Source organism: Micromonospora sp. NPDC003241, from assembly GCF_053589795.1.
Genome location: NZ_JBSFSO010000002.1, coordinates 41,614 through 65,694, shown reverse-complemented (window position 1 = coordinate 65,694; position 24,081 = coordinate 41,614). Strand labels below are relative to the sequence as shown.

General features: G+C 70.1%; 18 protein-coding genes. 7 read left to right on the top strand and 11 right to left on the bottom strand.

Going from position 1 to position 24,081, the window contains the following annotated elements:
• The first annotated feature begins 805 nt into the window (after positions 1 to 805).
• Positions 806 to 1,801, top strand: a complete 996-nt coding sequence (locus ACWDVW_RS02060; RefSeq protein ID WP_449943644.1) for a hypothetical protein — start codon at positions 806 to 808, stop codon at positions 1,799 to 1,801.
• 101 nt (positions 1,802 to 1,902) lie between these two features.
• Here the strand turns inward: ACWDVW_RS02060 and ACWDVW_RS02055 are convergent, their stop codons facing one another.
• Both ACWDVW_RS02055 and ACWDVW_RS02050 read right to left on the bottom strand, forming a co-directional pair.
• Entirely contained in the window at positions 1,903 to 2,892 is a 990-nt protein-coding gene (locus ACWDVW_RS02055; RefSeq protein WP_449943641.1) for a D-alanine--D-alanine ligase family protein, read from the bottom strand.
• Between the two features lie 8 nt (positions 2,893 to 2,900).
• The gene (locus ACWDVW_RS02050) at positions 2,901 to 4,214 is read right to left on the bottom strand and encodes a PLP-dependent aminotransferase family protein (protein ID WP_396743730.1); all 1,314 of its coding nucleotides are present in this window, start codon (positions 4,212 to 4,214) and stop codon (positions 2,901 to 2,903) included.
• A 291-nt stretch (positions 4,215 to 4,505) separates the two neighbouring features.
• Between ACWDVW_RS02050 and ACWDVW_RS02045 the strand changes: the two genes are divergently transcribed.
• A complete protein-coding gene (locus ACWDVW_RS02045) occupies positions 4,506 to 5,171 on the top strand; it encodes a GNAT family N-acetyltransferase (protein WP_131052118.1) in 666 nt (221 codons plus the stop codon).
• A gap of 15 nt (positions 5,172 to 5,186) precedes the next feature.
• Here ACWDVW_RS02045 and ACWDVW_RS02040 read toward each other — a convergent pair whose 3' ends face one another.
• The 7 genes from ACWDVW_RS02040 to murJ all read right to left on the bottom strand — a co-directional run bounded on the left by ACWDVW_RS02040 (position 5,187) and on the right by murJ (position 13,678).
• On the bottom strand, positions 5,187 to 6,353 hold the full coding sequence (locus tag ACWDVW_RS02040; RefSeq protein WP_449943636.1) for an N-acetylmuramoyl-L-alanine amidase: 1,167 nt from the start codon (positions 6,351 to 6,353) through the stop codon (positions 5,187 to 5,189).
• Positions 6,354 to 6,561: 208 nt separating this feature from the next.
• Entirely contained in the window at positions 6,562 to 6,885 is a 324-nt protein-coding gene (trxA, locus tag ACWDVW_RS02035) for a thioredoxin (RefSeq protein WP_117228228.1), read from the bottom strand.
• Positions 6,886 to 6,916: 31 nt separating this feature from the next.
• Positions 6,917 to 7,867 (bottom strand): thioredoxin-disulfide reductase, encoded by a 951-nt coding sequence (gene trxB / locus ACWDVW_RS02030; RefSeq protein WP_449944171.1) that lies wholly within the window; start codon positions 7,865 to 7,867, stop codon positions 6,917 to 6,919.
• Between the two features lie 175 nt (positions 7,868 to 8,042).
• Entirely contained in the window at positions 8,043 to 9,113 is a 1,071-nt protein-coding gene (locus tag ACWDVW_RS02025) for a hypothetical protein (RefSeq protein WP_449943633.1), read from the bottom strand.
• On the bottom strand, positions 9,110 to 9,838 hold the full coding sequence (gene sigM / locus ACWDVW_RS02020; protein WP_449943630.1) for an RNA polymerase sigma factor SigM: 729 nt from the start codon (positions 9,836 to 9,838) through the stop codon (positions 9,110 to 9,112). Before sigM ends, ACWDVW_RS02025 begins: the two co-directional genes overlap by 4 nt.
• 40 nt (positions 9,839 to 9,878) lie before the next feature.
• Positions 9,879 to 11,483, bottom strand: a complete 1,605-nt coding sequence (locus ACWDVW_RS02015; protein WP_449943627.1) for a protein kinase family protein — start codon at positions 11,481 to 11,483, stop codon at positions 9,879 to 9,881.
• A gap of 443 nt (positions 11,484 to 11,926) precedes the next feature.
• Positions 11,927 to 13,678, bottom strand: a complete 1,752-nt coding sequence (gene murJ, locus ACWDVW_RS02010; RefSeq protein ID WP_449943624.1) for a murein biosynthesis integral membrane protein MurJ — start codon at positions 13,676 to 13,678, stop codon at positions 11,927 to 11,929.
• Between the two features lie 125 nt (positions 13,679 to 13,803).
• On the opposite strand from murJ, the gene ACWDVW_RS02005 reads away from it, so the two are divergent.
• The 3 genes from ACWDVW_RS02005 to ACWDVW_RS01995 all read left to right on the top strand — a co-directional run bounded on the left by ACWDVW_RS02005 (position 13,804) and on the right by ACWDVW_RS01995 (position 18,293).
• On the top strand, positions 13,804 to 15,264 hold the full coding sequence (locus ACWDVW_RS02005) for a CCA tRNA nucleotidyltransferase (RefSeq protein WP_449943621.1): 1,461 nt from the start codon (positions 13,804 to 13,806) through the stop codon (positions 15,262 to 15,264).
• A 252-nt stretch (positions 15,265 to 15,516) separates the two neighbouring features.
• Positions 15,517 to 17,610 carry a S8 family serine peptidase gene (locus ACWDVW_RS02000; RefSeq protein ID WP_449943618.1) on the top strand — a complete coding sequence of 698 codons (2,094 nt, stop codon included), beginning with the start codon at positions 15,517 to 15,519 and terminating at the stop codon, positions 17,608 to 17,610.
• 203 nt (positions 17,611 to 17,813) lie between these two features.
• Entirely contained in the window at positions 17,814 to 18,293 is a 480-nt protein-coding gene (locus tag ACWDVW_RS01995) for a methylated-DNA--[protein]-cysteine S-methyltransferase (RefSeq protein ID WP_449943615.1), read from the top strand.
• Positions 18,294 to 18,446: 153 nt separating this feature from the next.
• Here ACWDVW_RS01995 and ACWDVW_RS01990 read toward each other — a convergent pair whose 3' ends face one another.
• Both ACWDVW_RS01990 and ACWDVW_RS01985 read right to left on the bottom strand, forming a co-directional pair.
• Positions 18,447 to 19,526 (bottom strand): inositol-3-phosphate synthase, encoded by a 1,080-nt coding sequence (locus tag ACWDVW_RS01990; protein ID WP_449944168.1) that lies wholly within the window; start codon positions 19,524 to 19,526, stop codon positions 18,447 to 18,449.
• Between the two features lie 23 nt (positions 19,527 to 19,549).
• Positions 19,550 to 20,188, bottom strand: coding sequence for a PadR family transcriptional regulator (locus tag ACWDVW_RS01985; protein WP_176095595.1), 639 nt, complete (start codon positions 20,186 to 20,188; stop codon positions 19,550 to 19,552).
• A 174-nt stretch (positions 20,189 to 20,362) separates the two neighbouring features.
• Here ACWDVW_RS01985 and ACWDVW_RS01980 point away from each other — a divergent pair, with 174 nt between their 5' ends.
• Complete coding sequence (locus tag ACWDVW_RS01980) at positions 20,363 to 20,818, top strand: DUF5318 domain-containing protein (protein ID WP_396743700.1); 456 nt, start codon at positions 20,363 to 20,365, stop codon at positions 20,816 to 20,818.
• 196 nt (positions 20,819 to 21,014) lie between these two features.
• The gene (locus ACWDVW_RS01975) at positions 21,015 to 23,927 is read left to right on the top strand and encodes a transglycosylase domain-containing protein (RefSeq protein ID WP_449943611.1); all 2,913 of its coding nucleotides are present in this window, start codon (positions 21,015 to 21,017) and stop codon (positions 23,925 to 23,927) included.
• Positions 23,928 to 24,081: the final 154 nt, after the last annotated feature.

Below are 24,081 nucleotides of genomic sequence, written 5' to 3'. Positions count from 1 at the left end.
GGTCCGGGGTACACCCCGCCGACAGTCGATCCCACCTGCAGCGCGTCGACGGCATGCCTGGCATGCCGCGCATCAGGCCGACGGCTTTCAGTCGGCCGCGAACCCGAAGAGCGAGGGGCTTCGACCCGCATGCCCCACCGCTCGTTGCCTGGGCGCTGCGGGCGAGCCCGGCCTGATCGTAAAGCGGACGCGCTCCGGGCAGAGAATCCGCCATGGGAGCGAACTTGGCGAGGGCGCTCAGTGCGGTGGGAGCGTGGGAACCTGCCGCCGACAGTCGGCAGGTCGGCTGCGGGCGGGCGTTGCCACCTACCGCGAGGGCGGAATCAACGACGACTACTCCGGTTCTGCGCCGGAGGAAGAGCCGCCGGACATCCCCTTGGCCACCAGCCGCAGCACCTCGGTCTCCCGGTCGGTGAGACGGGGTAGGACGTGGGTTCAAGGCCGGAGGGATCCGCTCACGTGGAGGATTCGGGACCGGAGAGCGTCGTCCCGCTCGGAGCGGAGCCGACCGGACCGGCCCGCCGGCACCGCCGTTTCACGTGAAACGAGCGGCAGCGGCAGTGGTCGCCAGTGGCCAGAAAGTTATCCACACCGGTTGTCCACAGGTCGGCGTCGTTTCACGTGAAACAAAGGCCGAAAACCCTTGTCGAACTGGGGATGACGATGGCCACACGTCGAGGTGCAAGCCTGTGGATAACTCTGGGGAAAGTCGGAGGTGGGCCACTGTCCCGCGATCCGAGCCGCTGCGGAATCGAACATGCTTCGGGTAGGGACACTGGTGCCGTACTCGGTTAGGGTCAGCCTCGTGCACGACACCCCTCCCTCAGTCCCGGACTTCACCCAGTGGCCGTCATTCCCCTTCGAAGGTGACCTGCAAGTCAAGCGACTCGACGAACCGGTCGCGGTGGAGCCGCCCCGCAAGGGCGAGGCGCACCGTGAATGCACCGCATGCCAGGCACCCGACGAGGCGTACATCTGGGTGGGTGAGAGGTGGCGCGTACGGGCGATGGACCGTCCTACCGGCCTGCCGATGGTCCTCATCCTGGAGTCCCGGTCGCACCTCGATCTCGGCGACCTGCCCAACCTGCTCGCGGCCGAGCTGGGGGTGATGACGGTACGTCTGGAGCGCGCCATCCGCTCGCTCGACGGGGTGGCCCGGGTGCACGTCAACCGCTGGGGCGACGGGTCGGCGCACCTGCACCTCTGGTTCCTCGCCCGACCGTACGGGCGGCTCCAACTGCGCGGCACGTTCCTCTCCCTCTGGGATTCGATCCTTCCGCCCATCTCCGAGGACAAGTGGCGGGAGAACCTGGCGCTGGTCGCCGCCTGGCTCGCGGAGTTCGGCGGTCGGCCGTTGGCCGAGCCACCCCGGATCCAGTGGCAGGCACCGTCCAGCCTCGCCGCTCAGGCGGCACCCGCCGAGAAGACCCAGCCGAGCGAGGGCGGGTCGCTTCTGGACGCCATCGGCGAGACGGCTGAACCGCCGGACGTTCCGCTCGCCGACGACGAGTCTCCGGCCGAACGGCCGAGCGGTCCGCCCGGCACCACGCTCCCGGAGCAGGCCGTCGAGGATTCGGACGGGGAGGCGACGGACGTCGCGGACGAACCCGCCGAGGACCAGGACGCCGACGACCAGGAAGCTGAGCCGGCGGCTACGGCGGACGGTCCGGCCGCGGAGCGCCCGGTGGCGAGGCAGGAGCCCCGCGAGACGGGTGCCGAAGTGACCTCGGTGGAGTCGTCCACCAAGGCGGGGACGGCAGCAGCGGCCCCCGGCGGGGAAGGCACCCGCCCGGCACAGTGACCCCTCGCCCGACAACAGCGTCCAGCGGGCGCTGAACGGCCGTACGGCTGATCGGCAGGGGCCAGGGTGCCGACGGAGTCGCCGGAGCCGGCAGGAGGCGCTCAGCGGGTGGCGGCTCGGGCGACGAGGTCGGCGATCACCTGGCCGAAGTCCAGTCCGGCGGCCTGTACCGCGAGTGGTAGCAGCGACGTCTCGGTCATCCCCGGGGAGACGTTGACCTCCAGTACGTGCGGCTGCCCGGCCGGGTCGACGATCAGGTCGACGCGGCTGAGGTCCCGCAGACCGAGTGCGGTGTGGGCGGCCAGCGCCACCTCCGCCACCGCGTCGGCCACCGCCGCGTCCAGCCGGGCCGGCGTGTGCCAGGTGGTCCGGCCGGCGGTGTAGCGGGCGGCGTAGTCGTAGACCCCGTTGCGGGGCACGATCTCGACCGGTGGCAGGGCCTGCGGGCCATCGCCCAGGTCGATGACGGAGACCGCGACGTCCATGCCGGGCACGTACCGCTCGACGAGCGCGGTCGAGTCGTACGCGAAACAACCCACCATGGCGGCCGGCAGGGACGCGGCGTCCCGCACCACGGCGGCGCCCAGTCCGGAGCCGCCCTGCGCGGGCTTCACCATCAGCGGCAGTCCGAGCCGGGCGACGATGCGGTCCAGCACGGCCACCGCGCCCAACTCGCTGAACCGGTCGTGCGGCAGCGCCACCCAGTCCGGCGTGGCGATCCCGGCCTCGCGCAGCACCGTCTTGGCCGACGGCTTGTCCCAGGCGAGCCGGGAGGCGCGGGAGTCACACCCGACGTACGGCACACCGCAGAGGTCGAGGACGCCACGCAGTGAGCCGTCCTCGCCGGTGGCGCCGTGCAGGGCGATCACCACGGCGTCCGGTGGGTCGGAGTCCAGCGCGGGCAGCAGGGCCACGTCCGCGTCCCGCAGCTCGGCTTCCATCCCGACGGAGCGCAGCGCGTCGAGCACCCGGCGGCCGGAACGCAGCGACACGTCCCGTTCGTACGACAGGCCACCGGCGAGCACGAGGACGCGGAGGTCGGTGGTGGCGGGACCGGACACGGCGGATTCTCTGGCAGCGGTGGCACCCATGCCGGGCATCATGCCAAGTCGGGACCCGGGGTGTCGGAGCCGGCCCGACCTCGCCGCGCGTCCGGCGCGCCGACCGCCCCGAACACCCGCCGCATGGCGATGTCCTGCTCCATCACGCTGGCCAGTCGACGGACCCCCTCGCGGATCCGCTCCGGGGGCGGGAACGAGAAGTTGAGCCGCATGTGGCCGTTGCCGGTGCCGTCGGCGTAGAAGCCGGTGCCCGGCACGTACGCCACCCGGGCGGCGATCGCCCGGGGCATCATCGCCTTCGAGTCCAGGCCCTCGGGCAGCGTGGCCCAGACGAAGAGCCCGCCACCGGGGACGGTCCAACTCGTCCCGGCCGGCATCAGGTCCGCCAGGGAGGCCAGCATCGCGTCCCGCCGCTCCCGGTAGACCTCCCGGTAGACCTTCAACTGCTCGCGCCACGGCATGGTACTCAGGTAGGTGCTCACGGCGGCCTGTGCGTAGGCGCTGGGACAGAGGATCTGCGCCTCGCTGGCGATGACCAGCTTGTCGCGCACGGCGTGCGGGGCGAGGATCCAACCGACCCGCAGCCCCGGGGCGAACGTCTTGGAGAACGTGCTGAGGTAGAAGACCCCGTCCCGGCGGCGCGCGCGCAGCGGTGCCGGCGCCTCGCTCTCGAAACCCAGCTGGCCGTACGGGTCGTCCTCGATCACGAGCAGGCCCGCGCGCTCGCAGATGTCGAGGACCCGCTCCCGGCGTTCCTCGCTCAGCGTCACGCCGGCCGGGTTCTGGTAGGTGGGGATGGTGTAGAGGAACTTCACCCGCCGCCCGGCCCGGGCCTGCTCGGCGATGGCGATCTCCAACGCCTCGGGGATCAGGCCGTCGTCGTCCATGGGGACGTGCACGACCTGTGCCTGGGCGGCCTGGAACACTCCGAGCGCGCCGACGTAGGTCGGCCCCTCGGCGAGCACCACGTCACCCGGGTCGAGGAAGAGTCGGGCCACCAGGTCGAGCGCCTGCTGGCCGCCGACCGTCACCACCACGTCCTCCGGCGAGGCGCCGCAGGCGGCGTCGATCCCGGAGAGGGCCATCACCTCGCAGATCCGTTCGCGCAGCTCCAGCGTGCCCTGGCCGATGCCGTACTGGAGGCTGGTGGTGCCGTGCTCGGCGGCGAGCCGGCCGAGCATCTCGCCGACGGCGTCCAACGGGAGCGCGGCGATGTACGGGGCGCCGCCGGCGAGCGAGACCACCTCCGGACGGCTGGCGACCGCGAACAGTGCGCGGATCTCCGAGGCGGTCATGCCCCGCACCCGGCGCGCGTACCGGTCGGTGTAGTCGTCGAGTGTCGTGCCGGTCATGACATCACCTCGATGCTGCTCGGACAGCTCCCGTCCCGGGATACCCAGGACACCGGCGACCATGGCGACACGGCGCGCCGAGTGTCGATGGTAGCCGCCACACACCGTCAGGAGCGCCCTCGATTACCGCGCGTCCACATGCCGGACCGGTGTCGACCGTGCCTGAGGAGGGCATTTGCGCGTCCCCTCCCGCGTCGCCGATCGGCGGCGTACGATCGCTCGTCGGGGGCGGGGATGCGGCGGAGCCGTCCGGGTCGGTCCCGAGTCCGAGCCTAGTGTGGGGAAGCGCCAATGTCGCGACGTCTGGTCAGTCTGACCCTGGACACGCTGGAGGACCTGCCCCGTCCGTGCCGGCAGTGCGTCTACTGGGAGCTTGATCCGGTTTCCGCCGATCGCGCCTGCGCCGCGGGTGATCCGGGGCTGGAGAAGGAGGCGTGGGTCTCCCAGACGCTGCTGGAGTGGGGTTCCTGCGGCAAGCTGATCTACGTCGACGGCATGCCCGCCGGTTTCGTCATGTACGCCCCACCGGCCTACGTGCCGCGCTCGATGGCCTTCCCGACCTCGCCGGTGTCGGCCGACGCGGCGCTGCTGACCACCGCGAACGTGGTGCCGGCCTTCGCCGGTGGCGGGTTGGGTCGGATGCTGGTGCAGGGGGTCGCCCGCGACCTGACCAAGCGGGGCATCAAGGCGATCGAGGCGTTCGGCGACGCCAAGTTCGGTGACGCCGCCGATCCCGCCGGAGCCTGCGTCGCACCCGCCGACTTCTTCCTCTCGGTGGGCTTCAAGACCGTCCGACCGCACCCCCGCTACCCGCGTCTGCGGCTGGAGTTGCGGACGGCGTTGAGCTGGAAGTCGGACGTCGAGTACGCGTTGGAGAAGCTGCTGGGCTCGATGAGCCCGGAGTCGCTGCTGCGTCCGGTCCGACCCGCACCGGCCACCCGCTCCACGGCGGGCTGAGGCAGCAGCGGGCGGTCAGTCGACGACGGTGCCTGCGGCGACCGCCGCCCGCAGTTCGCTCACGTCGATCGAGCCGGTCGGCACGTCCCGCTCGATCGGCAGGTACATCCGTTGCACCGCCGCCACGATCGCCTCGACCAGCCGGTCCCGGAACCGGGGATCGATCAGCCGTGCCCGGTCCGCCGGTGAGGTGAGGTAGCAGACCTCGACGCGTACCGCCGGCATCCGGGTGATCCGCAGCAGGTCCCACGCCTTCGCGTGGGTACGGCAGTCCCGCAGCCCGGTACGCGCGACGATCTCCCGCTGGACCAGCCCGGCCAGCCGTTCCCCGGTCGCCGACGTCACCCCGTTGTCGGTGCCGTAGTGGTATGTGGCGACGCCTTCGGCTTCCGGGTTGGCGTGCCCGTCGACGTGCAGCGAGATGAACACGTCCGCGCCGAGCGAGTTGGCCAGTTGCGCCCGGTCGATGTCGGGCAGGCAGGTCTCCGACGCCGGTCCCCGGGTGAGCTGCACCCGTACGCCCGATGCGGCGAGTCGCCCTTCGAGCCGGCTGGCCAGGTCGTGCACCAGGTCCGCCTCGGTCCAGCGCAAGGGGCCGTCGGGCACCACCACGCCCGGGTCGGTGCCGCCGTGGCCCGGGTCGATGACCACGGTGCGACCGACCAGGGTCGGCCCGGACTGCCGGATCGCGTCGGACTCGCGGAGCCACTGCGGGCGGCCGCCGACCACCTTGCGGCCGAGCCGCCGCAGCGCGTCCATGGTCTGCGGGCCGCAGGTGCCGTCCGGTGCCAGCCCCACCTCGCGCTGGAACTGGGCCATCGCCCGCGAGGTGCGGATGCCGTAGATGGCGTCGGCGCGCCCGGTGTCGTACCCCATCTCCAGCAGGCGTTCCTGCAACGACCGGACGTCTTCGCCGGTGAGCGGCACCGGGACGGCGTGATAGAGGGTGCGGGCGCCGAGGCGCCAGCGGGCCGCGTCGAGTGCCCGCCAGGTCTCGGCACCGACCCGACCGTCGACGCTGAGCCCACGGGACTGTTGGAACGCTCGTACCGCCCGCTCGGTGGCGGCGTCGAACTCGTCGCTGAACGGACCGGTCGCCTTGGAGAGAAGGTCGAGGCTGGTCAGCACCGCTCGGATCTCGATCACGGCGGGTCCCCGGTCCCCGGGACGGATCGGACGCACGTTCGGCCCCCTCTGCACGATCGGTGGCTAACCGGGTCCTGTGTCGGCACGCGTGGCAATGCGACGGGGACCCAGGTGCTCACCGGCGTCCGGCGGCCCCCGAGTTCGAGGTTAGGCGTTGGGCGTTCGGTGCGGGTGCGGGCGGGGAAAAACGCGCCGACCCCGTCCCGGCGGTCCCGGGGCGGGGTCGGCGATCATGCTGCTGGGGTCAGAGCGCCGATTCGATCAGCTTGACCAGCTCGCCCTTGGGCTTGGCGCCCGCGATCGACTGCACCGGCTCGCCGTTCTTGAAGACGGTGAGCGTCGGCACCGACATCACCCGGTAGGCGCGGGCGGTCTCCGGGTTCTCGTCGATGTTGAGCTTGACGATGCTGACCTGGTCGCCCATCTCGCCGGCGATCTCCTCCAGCAAGGGCGACACCTTGCGGCACGGCGCGCACCACTCGGCCCAGAAATCCACCAGGACCGGCTTGTCAGACTTGAGTACGTCTGCGGCGAAACTAGCGTCGGTAACCGACTTGGTTGCTCCCACTGTGTGACCCCTCCTCCGGGATGTGTCTCGTTCAGCCCTTGGGCAGCGTGGCGATGAAACGTTCCGCGTCGAGTGCGGCGGCGCAGCCGGTGCCGGCTGCGGTGATGGCCTGCCGGTACGTGTGGTCGACCAGGTCACCGGCGGCGAAGACGCCCGGGATGCTGGTGCGGGTGCTGGGCGCCTGGACCTTGACGTAGCCCTCGTCGTCCATCTCCACCTGGCCCCGGAACAGCTCGCTGCGCGGGTCGTGCCCGATCGCCACGAACACGCCGGTGACGTCGAGAACCTTGGCCTCGCCGGTGTGCACGTTGCGGACCCGCACCCCGGTGACCTTGCCGTCCGCGCCGAGGACCTCCTCGACCACGGTGTTCCACTCGACCTTGATCTTGTCGTTGCCCAGCGCGCGCTCCGCCATGATCTTGCTGGCCCGGAACGAGTCGCGGCGGTGGATGATGGTCACCGACTCGGCGAAGCGGGTCAGGAAGCTGGCCTCCTCCATCGCGGAGTCGCCACCGCCGACCACCACGATGTGCTGGTTGCGGAAGAAGAAGCCGTCACACGTGGCGCAGGACGAGACGCCGTGGCCCAGGTACTCCTGCTCACCCGGCACACCGAGCGGCCGCCAGGCGGAACCGGTGGCGAGGATGACGGCCGAGGCGCGGTAGGCGCTCTCACCGACCCAGACGGTGCTCATCGCGCCCGGGTGGCCGGTGTCGGCCAGCTCGACCCGGGTGACGTCGTCGGTCAGGAACTCGGCACCGAACCGCTCGGCCTGCTTGCGCATGTTGTCCATCAGCTCGGGACCGAGGATGCCGTCCGCGAAGCCGGGGAAGTTCTCCACCTCGGTGGTGGTCATCAACGCGCCACCGGACTGTACGCCCTCGATGACCAGCGGCTTGAGGTTCGCCCGCGCCGCGTAGACCGCTGCGGTGTAACCCGCCGGCCCGGAGCCGATGATGATCAGGTTGCGGACCTCGTCCACTGCCATCTCCCAATCGTGTTGAGCGTCGCCACCGGCGTCATCCGCCGATGCCGAACCGAGTGCCGACGCGGCGGCATTCTGACCTGCAGAACGTCATCGTACGAAGCGGAGATTCCCGAGCCGGTCATCCGGTGGGTCACGTCACTTGGTCGGCCAAACGTGCGGTGGCCGCGATTCACCCTACCCGCGATCGGTAGCGGGTGTCCGAGCCGGATCGGGGGTTTCCGCACTCCGGCCCGCTGACCCAGGCCCACTGCTCGCCGGAGCCGTCGGTGAAGCGCACCACCAGAGCCGGGAGCCCGCCGAAGCGGGCGTAGTCGACGACGTCGAAGACCAGCGGCTGATCGCCGTGCTCGACACCGATCTCGGCCAGGCAGGCGCTCAACGCCGCCTGGTCGCCGAGCCGGCTGAGTTCGCCGGGCATAGCGGGTTGGTTGTCGCTCTCGGTGCTGTCCGTGGGTCCTCCACCGAACCCGGGGCCCTTCATCACCGTCGGCCCGGTGAGGCTCTCCGGCGTGTAGTCGGACCCGGTGCGCAACGGCGGACTGGCGATCCGGAACGGGGTGGGGGCCGAGGCGGGCGCACGGTCCGGCGAGGCCGCCTGCGGTGCCTGTTCGGCGGATCCCTCCGGGTACGCGTGCGGCATGACCGGGCTGGTGCCCCGATCGCTCAGGGCCGTGCCGGCCGTCGAGTCACCTGCCTGCTGGGGACGGGACAGTTGCAGGGCGCCGAGGCCGACCACCGCCGCGGCCGCCAGCGCGACCGGTCCGGCCAGACGGGCCCAGCGGCGCCGACGCCGACCCGGGTGGCTCGGGGTACCGCGCTCCTGCCCCGGGCGTGGGCTGCCGCCGGGCCGTCGGGTACCGCCGAGCGGCTGGGCCGGCACCGGCGAGGGCTTCGTCGAAGCGTGGTCGTCGGCCTTCGTGGTCGCCGCGTCGTCGGTGTCGACGTCCTCCTCGGGTACGCCGACCGAGGGCACGGCCGTCGGGAGATCGGCGTCGCGCAGCGCGGCGAGGATCCGATCGCTGACCGCAGGCGGCATCTCGATCGGTGGCGCACCCCAGTCGACCAGTTCGTCCCGGACCTCGTCCACCGCCGGGGCGAGTCGGGCGTGTGCCCGCGCCCAGTCCGGGTCCTGATCCACGAGGCGGGCGACCTCTGCCTGCTGCGGGGTGCCGTCCAGCGCGCCGCCGAGGTAATCGGCGAGCAGGTCGAGGTCGACCCCGCTGAACTCCCCGGTACTCACGAATCCTCCTGGTTGGCATCCGGGCGATGGCTTCCCGACCTCGATCGGACGCCGTGCGGGGCTCCGGGGTTCCCCCGGGTGATCCGTGGCACCTCAGCGGCACCGGCGGGGGCTGGTTCGCTGCCGGTACGCAGGTGCCCGAGCAGGAGCGCCAACCGGGCGCGACCTCGGGCGCACCGACTCTTCACGGTGCCCTCGGCGACGCCGAGGATCCGCGCGACCTCGGCGACCGGGTAGCCCTGCACGTCCACCAGGACCAGTGCGGCCCGCTGCTCGGTCGGCAGGGTGGCCAGCGCCTCCCGGACCACCATCGCGGTGTCGTGGTCGCGTACCGGCGCGGTCGGCTCGGTGCCACCGGTGCCGCCCCCGGCCTCGGAGTCGTGCGTACCGTCGGGCAACGGCACCGTGGGATGGGCCTGCCGACGGCGGATGCGGTCGAGGCAGGCGTTCACCACGATCCGGTGCAACCAGGTGGTGACGGCGGCGTCGCCCCGGAACCGCGCGGCGGCACGGTGGGCCGACAGCATCGCGTCCTGGAGCGCGTCCGCGGCCTCCTCGCGGTCACCGAGGGTACGCAGGGCGACCGCCCAGAGCCGGTCCCGGTGCCGCAGGAACAGCGTGGCGAACGCGTCCCGGTCACCGTCGGCGTGTGCGCGGAGCAGGTCGATGTCGCTGACCACCCCGTCCGGCGGTACGCCGGCAACGTCCCGGCCGCGTACCTCCATCACCGGGTCCGCTGGGTGTGCCGCTCCGGTGGCGACCAGATCATGACCCCTGGACCGTGATCTCCTGGACGCCGAGCTTGAAGCCACCGTTGTTCGACGGCAACTCGGTGATCCAGAACATGAGGTAGCGGTACTTCTGGTCGGCGTCGAAGCCGTTGAAGGTCATCGTGGTGCCGTCGTGCTCCTCGAAGGGCTGCCCGATCACGCTGTTCTTGAACGCGTCCACGACCTGGCGGTCACCGGCACTGGTCGAGGGGGCGTCGACGGTGCCGGTGAGCAGTTGCGCGGAGGCCCCGGTGCTGGAGAGGTGGACCTGCACCGACTTGACCGTCCGCTCGGTGCCGAGGTCGACCCAGACCCCCATGCCTTCCTTGAGGTTGCCGAAGTTGCTCCGGTTGTAGGTCTCCGTGGACCAGCCCTCGTCCCGGTCACCGTCGAAGACCTTCTCGGCGTCCCGGACCTCGCTGCGATCGTTGCTGTCCGGGTCGATGATCCGAGCGGCGCTGATCTGGAGGTCCCGCACGGCGGGCGGCGGTGGCGGTTCCTCACTCACCGGGGCGCTGGACGTGGGCGCGGCGACCGGGTCGGTCTGCGGGCTGTCGTCGTCGCCACCGAGGGCGCTGATCCCGACGAGCAGGCCGACCAGGGCCACCACCAGCACACCGGCGATGCCCAGAGCCACCTTCCGGCCGCCTGCGACAGCCAGCGGCGAGGGCTCGTCACCGGACTCGGCGGCGAAGCGCAGCGGACCGCTGTTGTCGAGGTAGTCGTCGTCGGCGGGTACGTCGAGTCGGGCCAGTTCGGCGGCGAGCACGTCCGACGAGGGCGGGGCGATCCCACCGTCGAGCAGGTCCGTGGTGAGGTCGTCGAGGTAGGCCGGCACTCCGGCCCGGACCTGACGGGGAGCCGCCACCACGCCGTTGGCGTCGCGTACCGCGTCCGGGATGGCCGCCCGACCGTGCCCGGCGGTGGCGCCCCGCAGCGGTGCCTCGGTGTGCGGCCAGTAGCCGGTCAGCGCGTAGTAGAGGACACCGCCGACCGCCCGGACGTCGCTCTCCTGGCTGTCGTCCCCGTCGGTCCGCGCGTCGGCCAGCACCACGCGGCCGTCGTCGCTGATCATCACCGTGCCGGGGTGCACGTTGCCATGCACCATGCCGGTGGCGTGCACGGCGGCCAGCGCGCTGGCGACGGCACTGCCGACGGCGGTGGCCCGGGCCCCGTCCAGCGGCCCGTCCGCGACCAGCTCCCGCAGGGAGCGCCCGTCGACCCACTCGCGTACGACGTAGGCCCGATCGGCCTCGTCGATGGCGTCGTAGACACCGGTCAGGTTGGGGTGGATGACCCGGCTCGCGGCGACCGCGGCCTGGAGCATCTCGGTAGCGGAGTCACCACCCGGGTAGCGCATCACGACCGCGACGGGTCGGCGGAGCACGACGTCGACCCCGCGCCAGACCAGCCGGCCCGCGCTGTCGTTGTTGATGTGCTCGACCAGTTCGTACCGTTCGGCGAGGATCTCACCGACTGCGGGAGCACCGAAGGTCATGACCGGCGGAGTGGTCTCGTCCGCCTCCTGACCCTCGCCGACCTGGGTCACCCGTCCTCCCTCGGTGATCGTGTCGATCGATGGACCCGCGCTGCTGGGCATCTGACTTCCCGCTCCGCATTCGTGTGGCACCGGACGGACCGGTCCCGCGATGTGACGCGCGCCGTTCCTGCCGTACCCGTCGAGAGCGACCTTACCTGGGTTGGCCCGCTCCCCGACATGTCATCTTCCCGCCGTCGCCGGCCGGGGAGTTCGCAGTCAGGCGCACTCGTCCCGTTGCGACCGATGTCAGCCACGTTGCCGGTACATGTAGTTGCCAATCTAGAGGTCGTCCACAATCGGCTGCCGCAGGGGCGGTACCGAAAGCGACGGCGGGTACGACGTCAGCGGGTTCCCGTCGAACGGCTGACCACACTCGGCCTTCCGGTTGGTTATCCACAGGCCGATCCGGCAGTTGAGCGGCGACTCGCGGAGTTATCCACAGGCGCATCCCCAGGCTGGTGATCCCCGGTCACGCTCAGTGCACCGGTGTCCGGCGTCGGCGATCAGCGCCCGAGACGGCTGCGGACCATGCCGATCACCTCGGTGATCTCGGAGATCCGCAGGAGCGTGGCCAGCCCGAGGTAGGTACCGCCGATCACCGCGCCACCCACCACGAGCTGCACGATCGCCTCCAGCCGGGTCGGCGTGTCGTCTCCGGGCAGCAGAGCGACCACCAGCGCGCCGGCCACGGCGGCCCCCGCCGCGGCGAGCGTCACCCGGCCGAGGGTCCGCAGGATCGCGCCCAGTCCGATCCGGCCCACCCGGGGCCGCAACAGCCAGGCGGAGATGATGGCGGCGGCCAGGTAGGAGACCGTGTTGCCGATCATCATCCCGGCCCCCGCGAAGCTCGCCGAGAAGGCCAGGAACAGTGCGATCTGCACGCCGATCCGCAGCGCCACCACCGGAATGTTGATCAGGGCCGGGGTACGCGTGTCCGGCAGCGCGTAGAAGGCGAAGGTGAAGAGCTGGCTGATCGCGAACGGCACCAGGGCCAGTGCGGCGGCGAGCAGCACCAGGGACGTCGCGCTCGCGTTGTTCTGGTCGAAGGCACCCCAGCGGAACAGCGTGAACGCGATCGGGGTGGCGAGCACGGCGTAGCAGACCGCGATCGGCGCGAGTACCGCCGAGACGGTACGAGTGCCCCGGGACAGGTCTGCGGCGAGGTCTGCGTACCGGCCGTCGGCTGCGGCGGCGCTCATCCGGGGCATCAGGGCCGTGATGATCGATACGGCGATGATGCCGTGCGCGGTCATCAGCAGCAGGAACACGTTGTTGTAGATCAGCGGACCGGCGGAGTTCTCCTTGCCGGCGCGGTTCAACAGGTTGAACAGCACGATCAGGCCGATCTGGCTGACCGCGACGTAGCAGATCATCCAGGCGCCGAGTCGGCCCAGCTCGGCCAGCCCGAGCTTGCGGAAGTCGAACCGCAGCTTCCACGTGAAGCCGACCTTGCGCAGCGCCGGCATCAGGCCGGCGACCTGGACGGCGACGCCGAGCAGCGTGCCGCCACCGATCAGCAGGACCCGTCCGGTGGTCATGTCGTCCGGCCCGACGATCTCGGCACCGAAGATCCCGATGTAGAGGCCGGCGGTGCCGATCACCACCAGGTTGTTGAGGATCGGCGCCCACATCGGTGCGGCGAAGTGGCCCCGGGTGTTGAGCACGGCACTGATCAGTGCGCTCAGGCCGGAGAAGAAGATCATCGGCAACATGAGCCGGGCCAGCATGGTGACCAGACCCGAGTAGCCGGGTGCGGACTCGCTGGCACCGTAGAGCCAGGTCAGCGGTGTGGCGAGGGCGACCGCGAGCAGGGCGGCGGCACCGAGGGCCAGCAGCGCCAGGGTCAACAGCCGTTGGGTGTACGCCTGGCCGCCGTCGCTGTCCGCCTTGCGCCGGCGTACCAACACCGGGATCAGCACGCTGGTCAGGATGCCGCCGAGCAGGAATTCGTAGACCATTCCCGGCAGGATCTGCGCGGTGGTGTAGGCGTCGCCCACCAACGCCCCGCCCAGCGCCGCGCCGATGACCAGGTTGCGCAGGAAGCCCGTACCTCGGCTGACCAGGCTGCCGATCGCCATGACCGCGCTGTTGGTCGCGGCGCTGGCCTCGGCGACCTGCTCCTGGGGTGGCGCGACCGACTCGACGGCCGGCTGGTTCAGCGGGTCGGCGGAGATGAACGTGGCACCGTCGTCCGGCCGGCCGCCGGGCGCGCCGCCCTGTGCGGCGTTCGCGCTGCGGTAGAGCCCGCCGCTCATGCTGTGCCTCCCAGGGGTACGCCGGAGCCGTACCGGCCCGCACGCCACAGACCTTAGTCAACCCCGGCCCGTTACCCGCGCCCGGCGGATGAGATGCCGATCTGGACCGATAGGCTGCTGGTCCGATGTCCGAAGCCGCCGCATCCCACACCACCGACCGCCGCGAACTCACCGCCGCGCAGCGCAACGCCGTCGCCGAACTCCTCCGGGTCTCGCCGGTCGCCGACGAGTTGGGTCGCCGGTTCGCCGCCGCCGGCCACGAACTGCACCTCGTGGGCGGTTCGGTACGCGACGCCCTGCTCGGCCGACTCGGTGAGGACCTCGACTTCTGCACCGACGCCCACCCGGACCAGACACTCGCCGTCGTACGCGGCTGGGCCGAGGCGATCTGGGAGACCGGCCGGGAGTTCGGCACCATCGGCTGCCAACGCGACGGCCTGCGGCTGGAGATCACCACCTTCCGTGCCGAGTCCTACGACCAGGTCACCCGGAACCCGGTGGTCCAGTACGGCAGCAGCCTGAGCGAGGACCTGCGGCGGCGGGACTTCACCGTCAACGCGATGGCGGTGAGCCTGCCCGAGCACCGGTTCACCGACCCGTACGGCGGACTGGCCGATCTGGCCGCGAAGGTGGTGCGTACCCCGGGCACGCCCGCCGAGTCGTTCGGTGACGACCCGCTGCGGATGTTGCGGGCCGCCCGGTTCGCCGCCCAACTCCGCTTCGCGGTACACCCGGACGTGCACGCGGCGATGAGCCGGATGGCGGCCGACCTGGACCGGATCACCGCCGAGCGGATCCGGGACGAGTTCACCAAGCTGCTCACCGGGGCCGACCCGATCACCGGGCTGCGGCTGCTGGTGGACACCGGGCTGGCCGAGCGCTTCCTGCCGGAGTTGACCGGCCTCAAGCTGGAGATCGACGAGCACGCCCAGCACAAGGACGTCTACGAGCACACCCTCACGGTGGTCCGCAACGCGATCTCGTACGAGCAGGACGGGCCGGACTTCGTCCTGCGGATGGCCGCGTTGATGCACGACGTCGGCAAGCCGGCCACCAAGTCGGTCGGTACGGACGGGCGGGTCAGCTTCCACCACCACGAGGTGGTCGGCGCCCGGCTGACCAAGGCGCGGATGAAGGCGCTGCGCTACCCGAAGGACGTCACCGCCAAGGTCACCGCGCTGGTCGCGTTGCACCTGCGGTTCTACGGCTACGGCCGGGGCGAGTGGACCGACTCGGCGGTACGGCGGTATGTGACCGACGCCGGTGACCTGCTGTCCCGCCTGCACAAGCTGACCCGGTCCGACTGCACCACCCGCAACCGACGCAAGGCCGCCCAACTCGCTGCCGACTACGACGCGCTGGAGGAGCGGATCGCCCGGATCGCGGCCGACGAGGACCTGGCCCGGGTTCGGCCCGATCTGGACGGCAACGCGATCATGGAGCTGCTCGGCGTCCCGCCGGGGCCGATCGTGGGCCGCGCCTGGAAGCACCTCAAGGACCTGCGCCTGGAACACGGACCGCTGGACCGCGACACCGCCGAGGCCGAGCTGCTGCGCTGGGCGCGCGAGGAGGGCATCGTCGGCTGATCGCCGACCGCCCCCGTCGTCGCAGATTCTGGACACCGCGCTGTCCCGACGTCCATCGTGGCTCGTCCCGACGGGACGGACGCTACGACGAAACGCCGACGTTTCGACCGAAAGGTTGAGACGGGTCGTTGCGTCGGTCGTACATGATGTTGGCACGTCTCTTCAGCTCGCAGATTCACTGCCGAAGCGAGACGATCCACTGTCCGTCCGACCTGCCCACCGGCACGGTCGACACAACGGGGAGATCATTTAGTGAAACGCCGTGGCGTACTGCGCCGCTCGGCGGCGGCCGGGCTCGCCCTCGCGACCGCCTCCTCCATCATCACCGTCGCCACCGGCCAAGCCGCGTCGGCGACCACCCCTGAAGAGCCCGCGCGGGCAGCGGTGCGCGGCACCGAGCGCTCCGACGTCGTACCGGGTCGCTACATCGTCGTGCTGAAGGACCAACGGGCCACCTACACCTCGGTCCGGACCATCGCCGCCACGCTCACCCGGGCCAATGGCGGCAACGTCCGGCAGGTGTTCGGTACGGCGCTGAGCGGCTTCTCGGCCTCGATGAGCACGCAGCAGGCCGAGAAGGTGGCGGCGAATCCAGCCGTCGCCTTCGTGGAGCCGGTGCGCCGGGTGTCGGCCAGTGGCACCCAGAGCAACCCGCCGTCCTGGGGTCTCGACCGGCTCGACCAGGCGTCCGCGAAGCTGAACAAGAGCTTCAAGTACCCGAACACGGGCAGCAACGTCACCGCGTACATCGTGGACACCGGCATCAACACCAAGCACCAGGACTTCGGCGGTCGGGCCATCATGGGGTTCGACTACTTCGCCGAGCCCGTCGACCCCGAGCCGCCCGTCGACCCCGAGCCGCAGCCGGATCCCACCACCCCGGCCCCGACCACGCCCGTGCCGGCGTCGCAGGAGGACTGCGACGGCCACGGCACCCACGTGGCCGGCACCGTCGGCGGCGCCAAGTACGGCGTGGCGAAGCAGGTCAAGCTCGTCGGCGTACGGGTACTCGACTGCGACGGCTTCGGCACGACCGACAGCGTCGTCGCGGGTATCGACTGGGTGACCGCGAACGCGAAGAAGCCGGCCGTGGTCAATGTCAGTCTTGGCGGAGAAGCGGACCGGGTGCTCGACGCGGCCGTGAAGCGCTCCATCGACTCCGGGCTCACCTACGCGATCGCTGCAGGCAACGAGAACAGGGATGCCTGCAAGGTGTCGCCGGCCCGGTTGCCGGACGCGATCACCGTGGGTGCCACCGACCGGATCGACATGCGCGCGTATTTCTCGAACTACGGCAAGTGCCTGGACGTGTTCGCCCCGGGGACGGGCATCGTGTCGGCGCGGCACGACAGCAGCACCGCCGCCACGGCATTCAGCGGCACCTCGATGGCAGCTCCGCACGTGGCGGGTGCCGCAGCGCTCCTGCTGCACACCAACCCGACTTGGAAGCCGAAGCAGGTTCGCGACCGGATCGTCACCACCGGCATCGCCGGCGCGGTTTACGACTCGAAGGCGGGCTCGATCGACCGTCTGTTGACCGTCGGCTCGGTCACCCAGGCCCGCTCGGCGTACGGCTTCAAGGCCAAGTCCAACGGCAGGTTCGTCACTGCCGCCAGCACCAAGAAGGCGCTCGTCAACAACGGCAAGAGCCTGGGCACCGCGCAGCGGTACGACATCGTCAACGCCGGCAGCGGGTTGGTCGCGCTCCGCTCCAAGTCCACCGGCCGTTATGTGGTCGCGCCGAGCAAGGGCACCAAGCCGCTGATCGCCAGTCACAAGAAGATCGTCACCGCCGGGAAATTCCAGATCATCAACCACACCGACGGTTCGATCAGCCTCAAGGCCAGGGTCAACGGTAAGTACGTCACGGCGCCGAAGTCCGGCAAGTCGTCACTGAAGGCGAGTAAGACCAGCATCGGGACGACGGAGAAGTTCACCGTCGACGCGCCGGCTCCGGTGATCAGCATCAGATCGCTGGCCAACGGCAAGTACGTCGTGGCCGGCAGCAAGCCGCTGGTCGCCAGCAGCAAGTCGGTTACCAAGGCGGCGAAGTTCCAGATCGCCCCTGCGGGCGGCACGTGGTTCTCCCTGAAAGCTCTGGCCAACGGCAAGTACGTCACCACGCCGGGTTACGGCGAGAAGCCGTTGATCGCGAGCAAGAAGTCGGTCGGCACCTGGGAGAAGTTCGGTTTCTGGGACTACTACGCCGATGGCACGGTCACGGTGGTGAATCGTGATTACAGTGTGGTTTCCGCAGGCTCGACCGGTAACAAGAAGTTGATCGCGAACAAGGACCCGTATGCGAAGCATGGCAAGGGCGAGAAGTTCACCTTCTCGGTAGCCTGACGACCCCGCCGCACGACACCCGGCGCCCGCCGGAGCACCCCGAACGGGGATGCTCCGGCGGGCGCCGGCCGTTCGGCGTGTGTCGACCGGGCCGGGGACGCCCTCGATCCAGGATCGAGGGGCATCGCTTGCGGTGGAACACCACTCGATCCCGGATCGAGCGCGATCATGGTTGCGGTGGGCGGCTGGGGGACAATGGCGGGATGCGTTGGACCGTGTTGGACTCGCCGATCGGGGACTTCTCCGTGGGTATCGAGGGCGACAGCGTGTGCGGGACGCACTTCGCGGCGGTGGCGGGCGCGCCGAGGGAACCGGTCGACGAGGTGTCCCGGCGGGCGGTGGCGGAGCTGCGTGCGTACTTCGCCGGCGAGTCGACCGAGTTCGGGGTGCCGGTGCGGGTACCGAGGGGGTCCGAGTTCGAGCGGGCGGTGTGGCGGGAGATGACCCTCATCCCGTACGGCGAGACGCTGACCTACGGTGAGGTGGCCCGGCGGCTTGGGGATCCCGGCGCCGCCCGCGCGGTCGGGGTGGCGTGCAACCGCAACCCGGTCCCGGTCATCGTGCCGTGTCACCGGATCATCGGGGCCGGCGGCAAACTGGTCGGCTTCGGCGGCGGTCTGGATCGCAAGATCAAGCTGCTGGAGTTGGAGGCCCGGGTCGCCCTGCAACGCGCCTGGTCCTGACACCGCCTCGATCGTGGCACTGTAGGAAGTCGACACGCCGGGCCGGGAGCAGCCACAGTGCCACGATCCGAGTGTCGCCTGGGATGACGGACGACATGAAGGGCCGGGTCCTCATGGACCCGACCCTTCATGGTGGTGCTGGTGGTCAGCGCGTCAGCGCTCGACCTCACCGGTGATGAACCCCTCGACGGCGGCGTGCGCCTCGTGGTCGGCGTACTGCACCGGCGGGGACTTCATGAAGTACGACGAGGCCGACAGGATCGGGCCACCGATCTTGCGGTCCAGGGCGATCTTCGCGGCCCGGACGGCGTCGATGATGACGCCGGCCGAGTTCGGCGAGTCCCACACCTCGAGCTTGAGCTCCGCGTTGAGCGGGGTGTCGCCGAACGAGCGACCCTCCAGGCGGATGTACGCCCACTTGCGGTCGTCGAGCCACGGCACGTGGTCCGACGGGCCGATGTGCACGTCGCTCTTGGCCATCTCGTGCGGCACCTGGGAGGTCACCGACTGGGTCTTCGAGATCTTCTTCGAGACCAGGCGATTGCGCTCCAGCATGTTCATGAAGTCCATGTTGCCGCCGAAGTTGAGCTGGTACGTGCGCAGCAGCTCGACGCCCCGGTCCTCGAAGAGCTTCGCGAGGGCCCGGTGCACGATGGTGGCGCCGACCTGGCTCTTGATGTCGTCACCGACGATCGGCAGACCGGCGTCGGTGAACTTCTGCGCCCACTCCGGGTCCGAGGCGATGAAGACCGGCAGGGCGTTGACGAACCCGCAGCCCGCGTCGATGGCGGCCTGGGCGTAGAACTTGTCGGCCTGCTCCGAGCCCACCGGCAGGTAGGAGACGACCACGTCGACCTGCGCGTCGCGCAGCGCCTTCGCCACGTCGACCGGCTCGACGTCCGACTCCTTGATGATCTCGCGGTAGTACTGCCCGAGGCCGTCGAAGGTCGGGCCGCGCTGCACGGTGATGCCGGTCGGCGGCACGTCGCAGAGCTTGATGGTGTTGTTCTCGCTGGCGACGATCGCCTCCGCGAGGTCCATGCCCACCTTCTTGGCGTCGACATCGAACGCCGCGACGAACTGCACGTCAGAGACGTGGTAGTCGCCGAAGGTGACGTGCATGAGACCCGGGACGCGGTCGTTCGGGTCGGCGTTCCGGTAGTACTCGACGCCCTGTACCAGGGACGAGGCGCAGTTACCCACACCGACGATGGCGACGCGGACGGAGCCCATCGCGTGTGCCTCCTTCTTCTTGGTCACGGCCGCTCTGTCCTGGTCTCTCCAGGCGGAGGCGGGCTGTTGTCATCTCGTCGGCCGCCGGCCGTCCCGTCGTGCGGGACCGTCGGGGCACGGCCGGAGCGCTCGTTGGCGATGAGCTCCTCCAGCCACCGGACCTCACGCTCACAGGCCTCCAGGCCGTGGCGTTGCAGCTCCAGGGTGTACGCGTCGAGGCGCTCGGCCGCCCGGCCCAGCATGTCGCGAAGGCCCTCGCGACGTTCCTCGATCGTGCGGCGCCGACCTTCCAGGATTCGGAGTCGGGTCGCCCGGTCGGTTCGGGAGAAGAACGCGAAGTGCACACCGAAACCGGTGTCGCCGTAGGTCTCCGGCCCGGTTTGTGCGATGAGCTGAGCGAAGCGTTCTTTTCCTTCCGCGGTGATGGTGTAGACCACCCGACCTCGTCGGCTGGTCAGCGCGGGAACCTCCTCGGCGGTGGCGGGTGTCTCGGCGGCCTCGGTGATCCATCCCGCCGCCTGCAACCGGCGCAGGGTCGGGTAGAGCGAGCCGTAGCTGATCGCAGCTCGGATCGCCCCGAGCTTGGCGGTGAGCTCCTTACGGAGCTCGTAGCCGTGCATCGGGGCCTCCTGCAACAGGCCGAGGATGGCGAGTTCGAGCACGGCCACCCTTCCCTTACCCTGTGCGTGGAGCGCTAACCGCCGCGATGTATCGGGCCGATACATCGCACCGTAGCGTCTCACACCTCGGCGGGCAAACTCCTCGCTCCGAGGTCCCCTCATCACGGATCGTCACGGTGGTCGCCCCACCAGACGAGACCGCGTACCCTTTGCCGCATGCGTACGCAGCGCCAGGTCGTCGACTACTCGCTCCGGAAGCGAGCGCTGCTGCGTGAACTCCTCGCCGGTCGCGTCGGCACCTATGACCTGTGCGACGCGTCTCCCTACCTCAAGAACGCGGCTCGGTTCCACGGCGAGCCCACTGAGCAGCGTTGCCCGATTTGCCGGAGCGAGAACCTCACGCACGTCCATTACATTTATGGCGACGAGCTCAAGCAGTCTGCCGGCCAGGCCCGTACGGTGGCGGAGTTGTCCGTGCTGGCGATGACGCTGCGTGAGTTCCAGGTCTTCGTGGTGGAGGTGTGTCTCGGCTGTGACTGGAACCATCTCGTCGAGCAGTACCTGCTCGGGCGGGACGGGTTGACCGGTGGCGAGTCGGAGCAGGAGACGCCGGGTGGAGTGGCTGCCGCCAGTGGAGCAGGTGCCCGGCGAAGGCGAGAGGCGCAACGGTGATTCGAGCTCGATCGGCCGACCCCGGCCGTACTGCACGCGACCGGGGCGCCCGACGGCTTGTAGGTCTGAATAGTCCGATTGATTCGGATGTGGCACCACTGTGGCGGCACCCCCGTGCCCCGCACTCACGTGTCCCAACTCACGGCAAACCGGTGGCGGTGCGAGTGCGCCCCACCGCGACGGCAGGGTGTGAGGAATGAATTCGTACGGCGATCCCAGCTCCTCGCGCGGACGGGCCCGGATTCCGGGCCAGGACGACCCGGGGCAGGCGGACGACGCGTACCGCTACCCGGGTGGTGAACCGCGCGGCAACTGGTCGAGCGGCCCGGAGTCGTCCGGCCCGTCGGCCCGCGCCTCGGTCGGTGGTCGGGCCTCGGTCGGCGGGTCGGCGAGCGTACCCCCGCATGGCGGTTCCGTCGCCGGTTCCGCCTCCGTCGGTCGCGCCGGCCCCGGTCGGGCCTCGGTGCCGGTCTCGCCGGCCGCGCCCGGCCGCGCCTCGGTGCCCGTCTCGCCCGCCCCCGGTCGGTCCGGGCGCGCCTCGGTGCCGGTCAGCCCGGCCCCGGGTGGGCCCGCCGGCCGTGCCTCCGTCGGTGCGGCGTCCGTCGGTGCGGCGTCCGTCGGTGCGGCGTCCGTCGGCGCCGCGTCGGCCGGCCGGGCGAGTGTCGGTGCGGCGTCCGTGGGCGGTGCCGGGGGCCGGGCTGCGGTGGCCCGGGCCAGTGTCGGCGGTCCTGGTGGGCCGGGCGGACCCGGCGGTCCGGGTGGTCCGGCCGGTCCCGGTCGCGGTGGTCGCGACCCGAACGCGGTGTCCCGCGCCCGCAAGCGCAAGCGGATGAACATGCTGATCGCCAGCTTCGCGGTGTTCATCATGCTGGCCGGTATCGGCGTCGTCGGATTCACCTACTACTCGACGAACGTGGTGCTGCCCAAGGAGATCCCGCTGCCGCTCTCCACCACGGTCTATGCCAAGGACGGCAAGAGCGTCGTGGCCAAGCTCGGCAACGAGAACCGCATCTTCATCACCATCGACCAGATGCCGGAGCACGTGCGTAACGCCGTCGCGGCGGCCGAGGACCGCAACTTCTATCGGCACTCCGGCGTCGACTACAAGGGCATCGCCCGGGCCGCCTGGAACAACCTCTCCGGCGGTGACCGGCAGGGCGCCTCGACCATCACCCAGCAGTACGCCCGCAACGCCTACGAGAACCTCCAGGACGACAGCTACGGCCGGAAGGTGAAGGAGGCGATCCTCGCCTCCAAGCTGAACGACAACTTCGGCAAAGAGCAGATCATGGAGAACTACCTCAACGTGATCTACTTCGGTCGAGGTGCGTACGGCATCGAGGCGGCGGCACAGACGTACTTCAAGACCACCACCGCGAAGCTCACCCCGGCGCAGGCGGCGGTGCTCGCCGCGCTGATCAAGCAGCCGGACATCAGCCCCACCCACAAGGGATTCGACCCGGAGGTCAACGAGGTCGACGCCAAGTCCCGGTGGGAGTACGTCATCAACGGCATGGTCGAGGAGGGCTGGCTGGGCGTACCCGGCAAGCTCGAGCGGCCGACCGAATACCCGAAGGTCCAGAAGATCAAGAAGGACAACGGGTTCGGCGTCGCCACTCCGGTCGGCAACGTGATCAACTACGTGCGCAAGGAGATGGACGAGTGGGGCATCTGCTCCAACTCCGGCGCTCCGGACAAGCCGAACTGCGTGACCGAGCTGCGTGAGGGCGGCTACCGGATCACCACCACCATCGACCCAAAGATGCAGAAGGCCCTGGAGGAGGCGGCCCGGCCGGACCGTAAGGGCTCGGTGCTCAACGGGCAGCCCAAGAACCTGATGGCCGCCGCGGTCTCCATCGACCCGAAGACCGGGCGGGTGCTGGCCTACTACGGCGGCAACAGCGGCGCGGACTTCGACTACGCCGGCATGAACACCAACAGTAACGGCGACATCGTCGGCGGTCACCCGCCGGGCTCGTCGTTCAAGGTCTACACGCTGGCGGCGGCGATCGACGCCGGGATCTCGGTCAAGTCGCGCTGGGACGCGACCCCGTTCAAGCCCGACGGCTACGCGAACGAGATCATCAACGCCGGCCGGGACGTCCGGCAGAGCTGCGGCAAGTCCTGCACGCTGCAGGAGTCGACCGTGCGGTCGTACAACGTGCCGTTCTTCCACATCGCCGAGCAGGTCGGTGAGGACAAGGTCATCGACATCGCCCGTCGGGCCGGCATCCGGACCATCTGGTCGGTCGACCCGCCGAAGCCGTACGACCTGACCAAGAACAAGCCGGAGGAGCTCGGTAAGAAGACGTTCGACCGCGTCATCGGCTTCGGGCAGTACCCGATCACCGTCTTCGACCACGCCAACGGGCTGGCCACGCTCGCCAACAGCGGCAAGTACAACAAGGCCCACTTCGTCCGGGTGGTGGAGAAGCAGAACAAGGCGACCGGCAAGTGGGACAAGATCGCCGGTGAGAAGCTGACGAGGGGCGGCGGCACGCAGGTGATCAGGTCGGAGGTCGCCGACGAGGTGACCGCCGTGCTGAAGGAGATCCCGGGCCGCAGCAACGCCGGACTGAGCAACGGCCGGCAGGCGGCCGGCAAGACCGGTACCTGGGAGCACAACAACACCGACAAGAACGCGCACGCCTGGATGGTCGGCTACGACAAGAACGTCGCCACCGCCGTCTGGGTCGGCAGCCGCGATCCGAAGAAGCCGGCCATCGTCGACAAGAACGGCGACAACGTCGGGGGTAACGGCTTGCCGGCTGCGGTCTGGAAGAAATACATGGACGACGCGCTCAAGGGCTCCGATCCGTCCGACCTGCCGAACGTGACCGGCGTCGGCGACGACAAGTTGGGCAACGGCGAGGAACCACCGCCGCCTGCGCCGCCTGCGCCGCCGTCGAACCCGGGCGGCTGCGACCCGACGGACCTGCGCTGCCTGCTGGGCGGCGGCAACAACAACGGCGGTCCGGGCAACAACGGCCCCGGCAACGGTGGTCCGGGCGGTGGAAACGGCGGTCCGGGCGGTGGCGACCCGAACAACAATGAAGGACCGGGTGGTGGTGGCGGTGGCCTGCTGCCACCGAGAAGCACCCGGGACTGATCTCCGGTCCACGTGATGGGCGGTCCGAACCTGGTTCGGGCCGCCCACGCGGCGTTCATAGCCGCTGATAAATAGGCATTCATCGACAGTTGATCGGTAGGCGTTGCCGTGGTTCGACTTCTGTGCGGTCAACTGATACGGCAGGATGCACGGT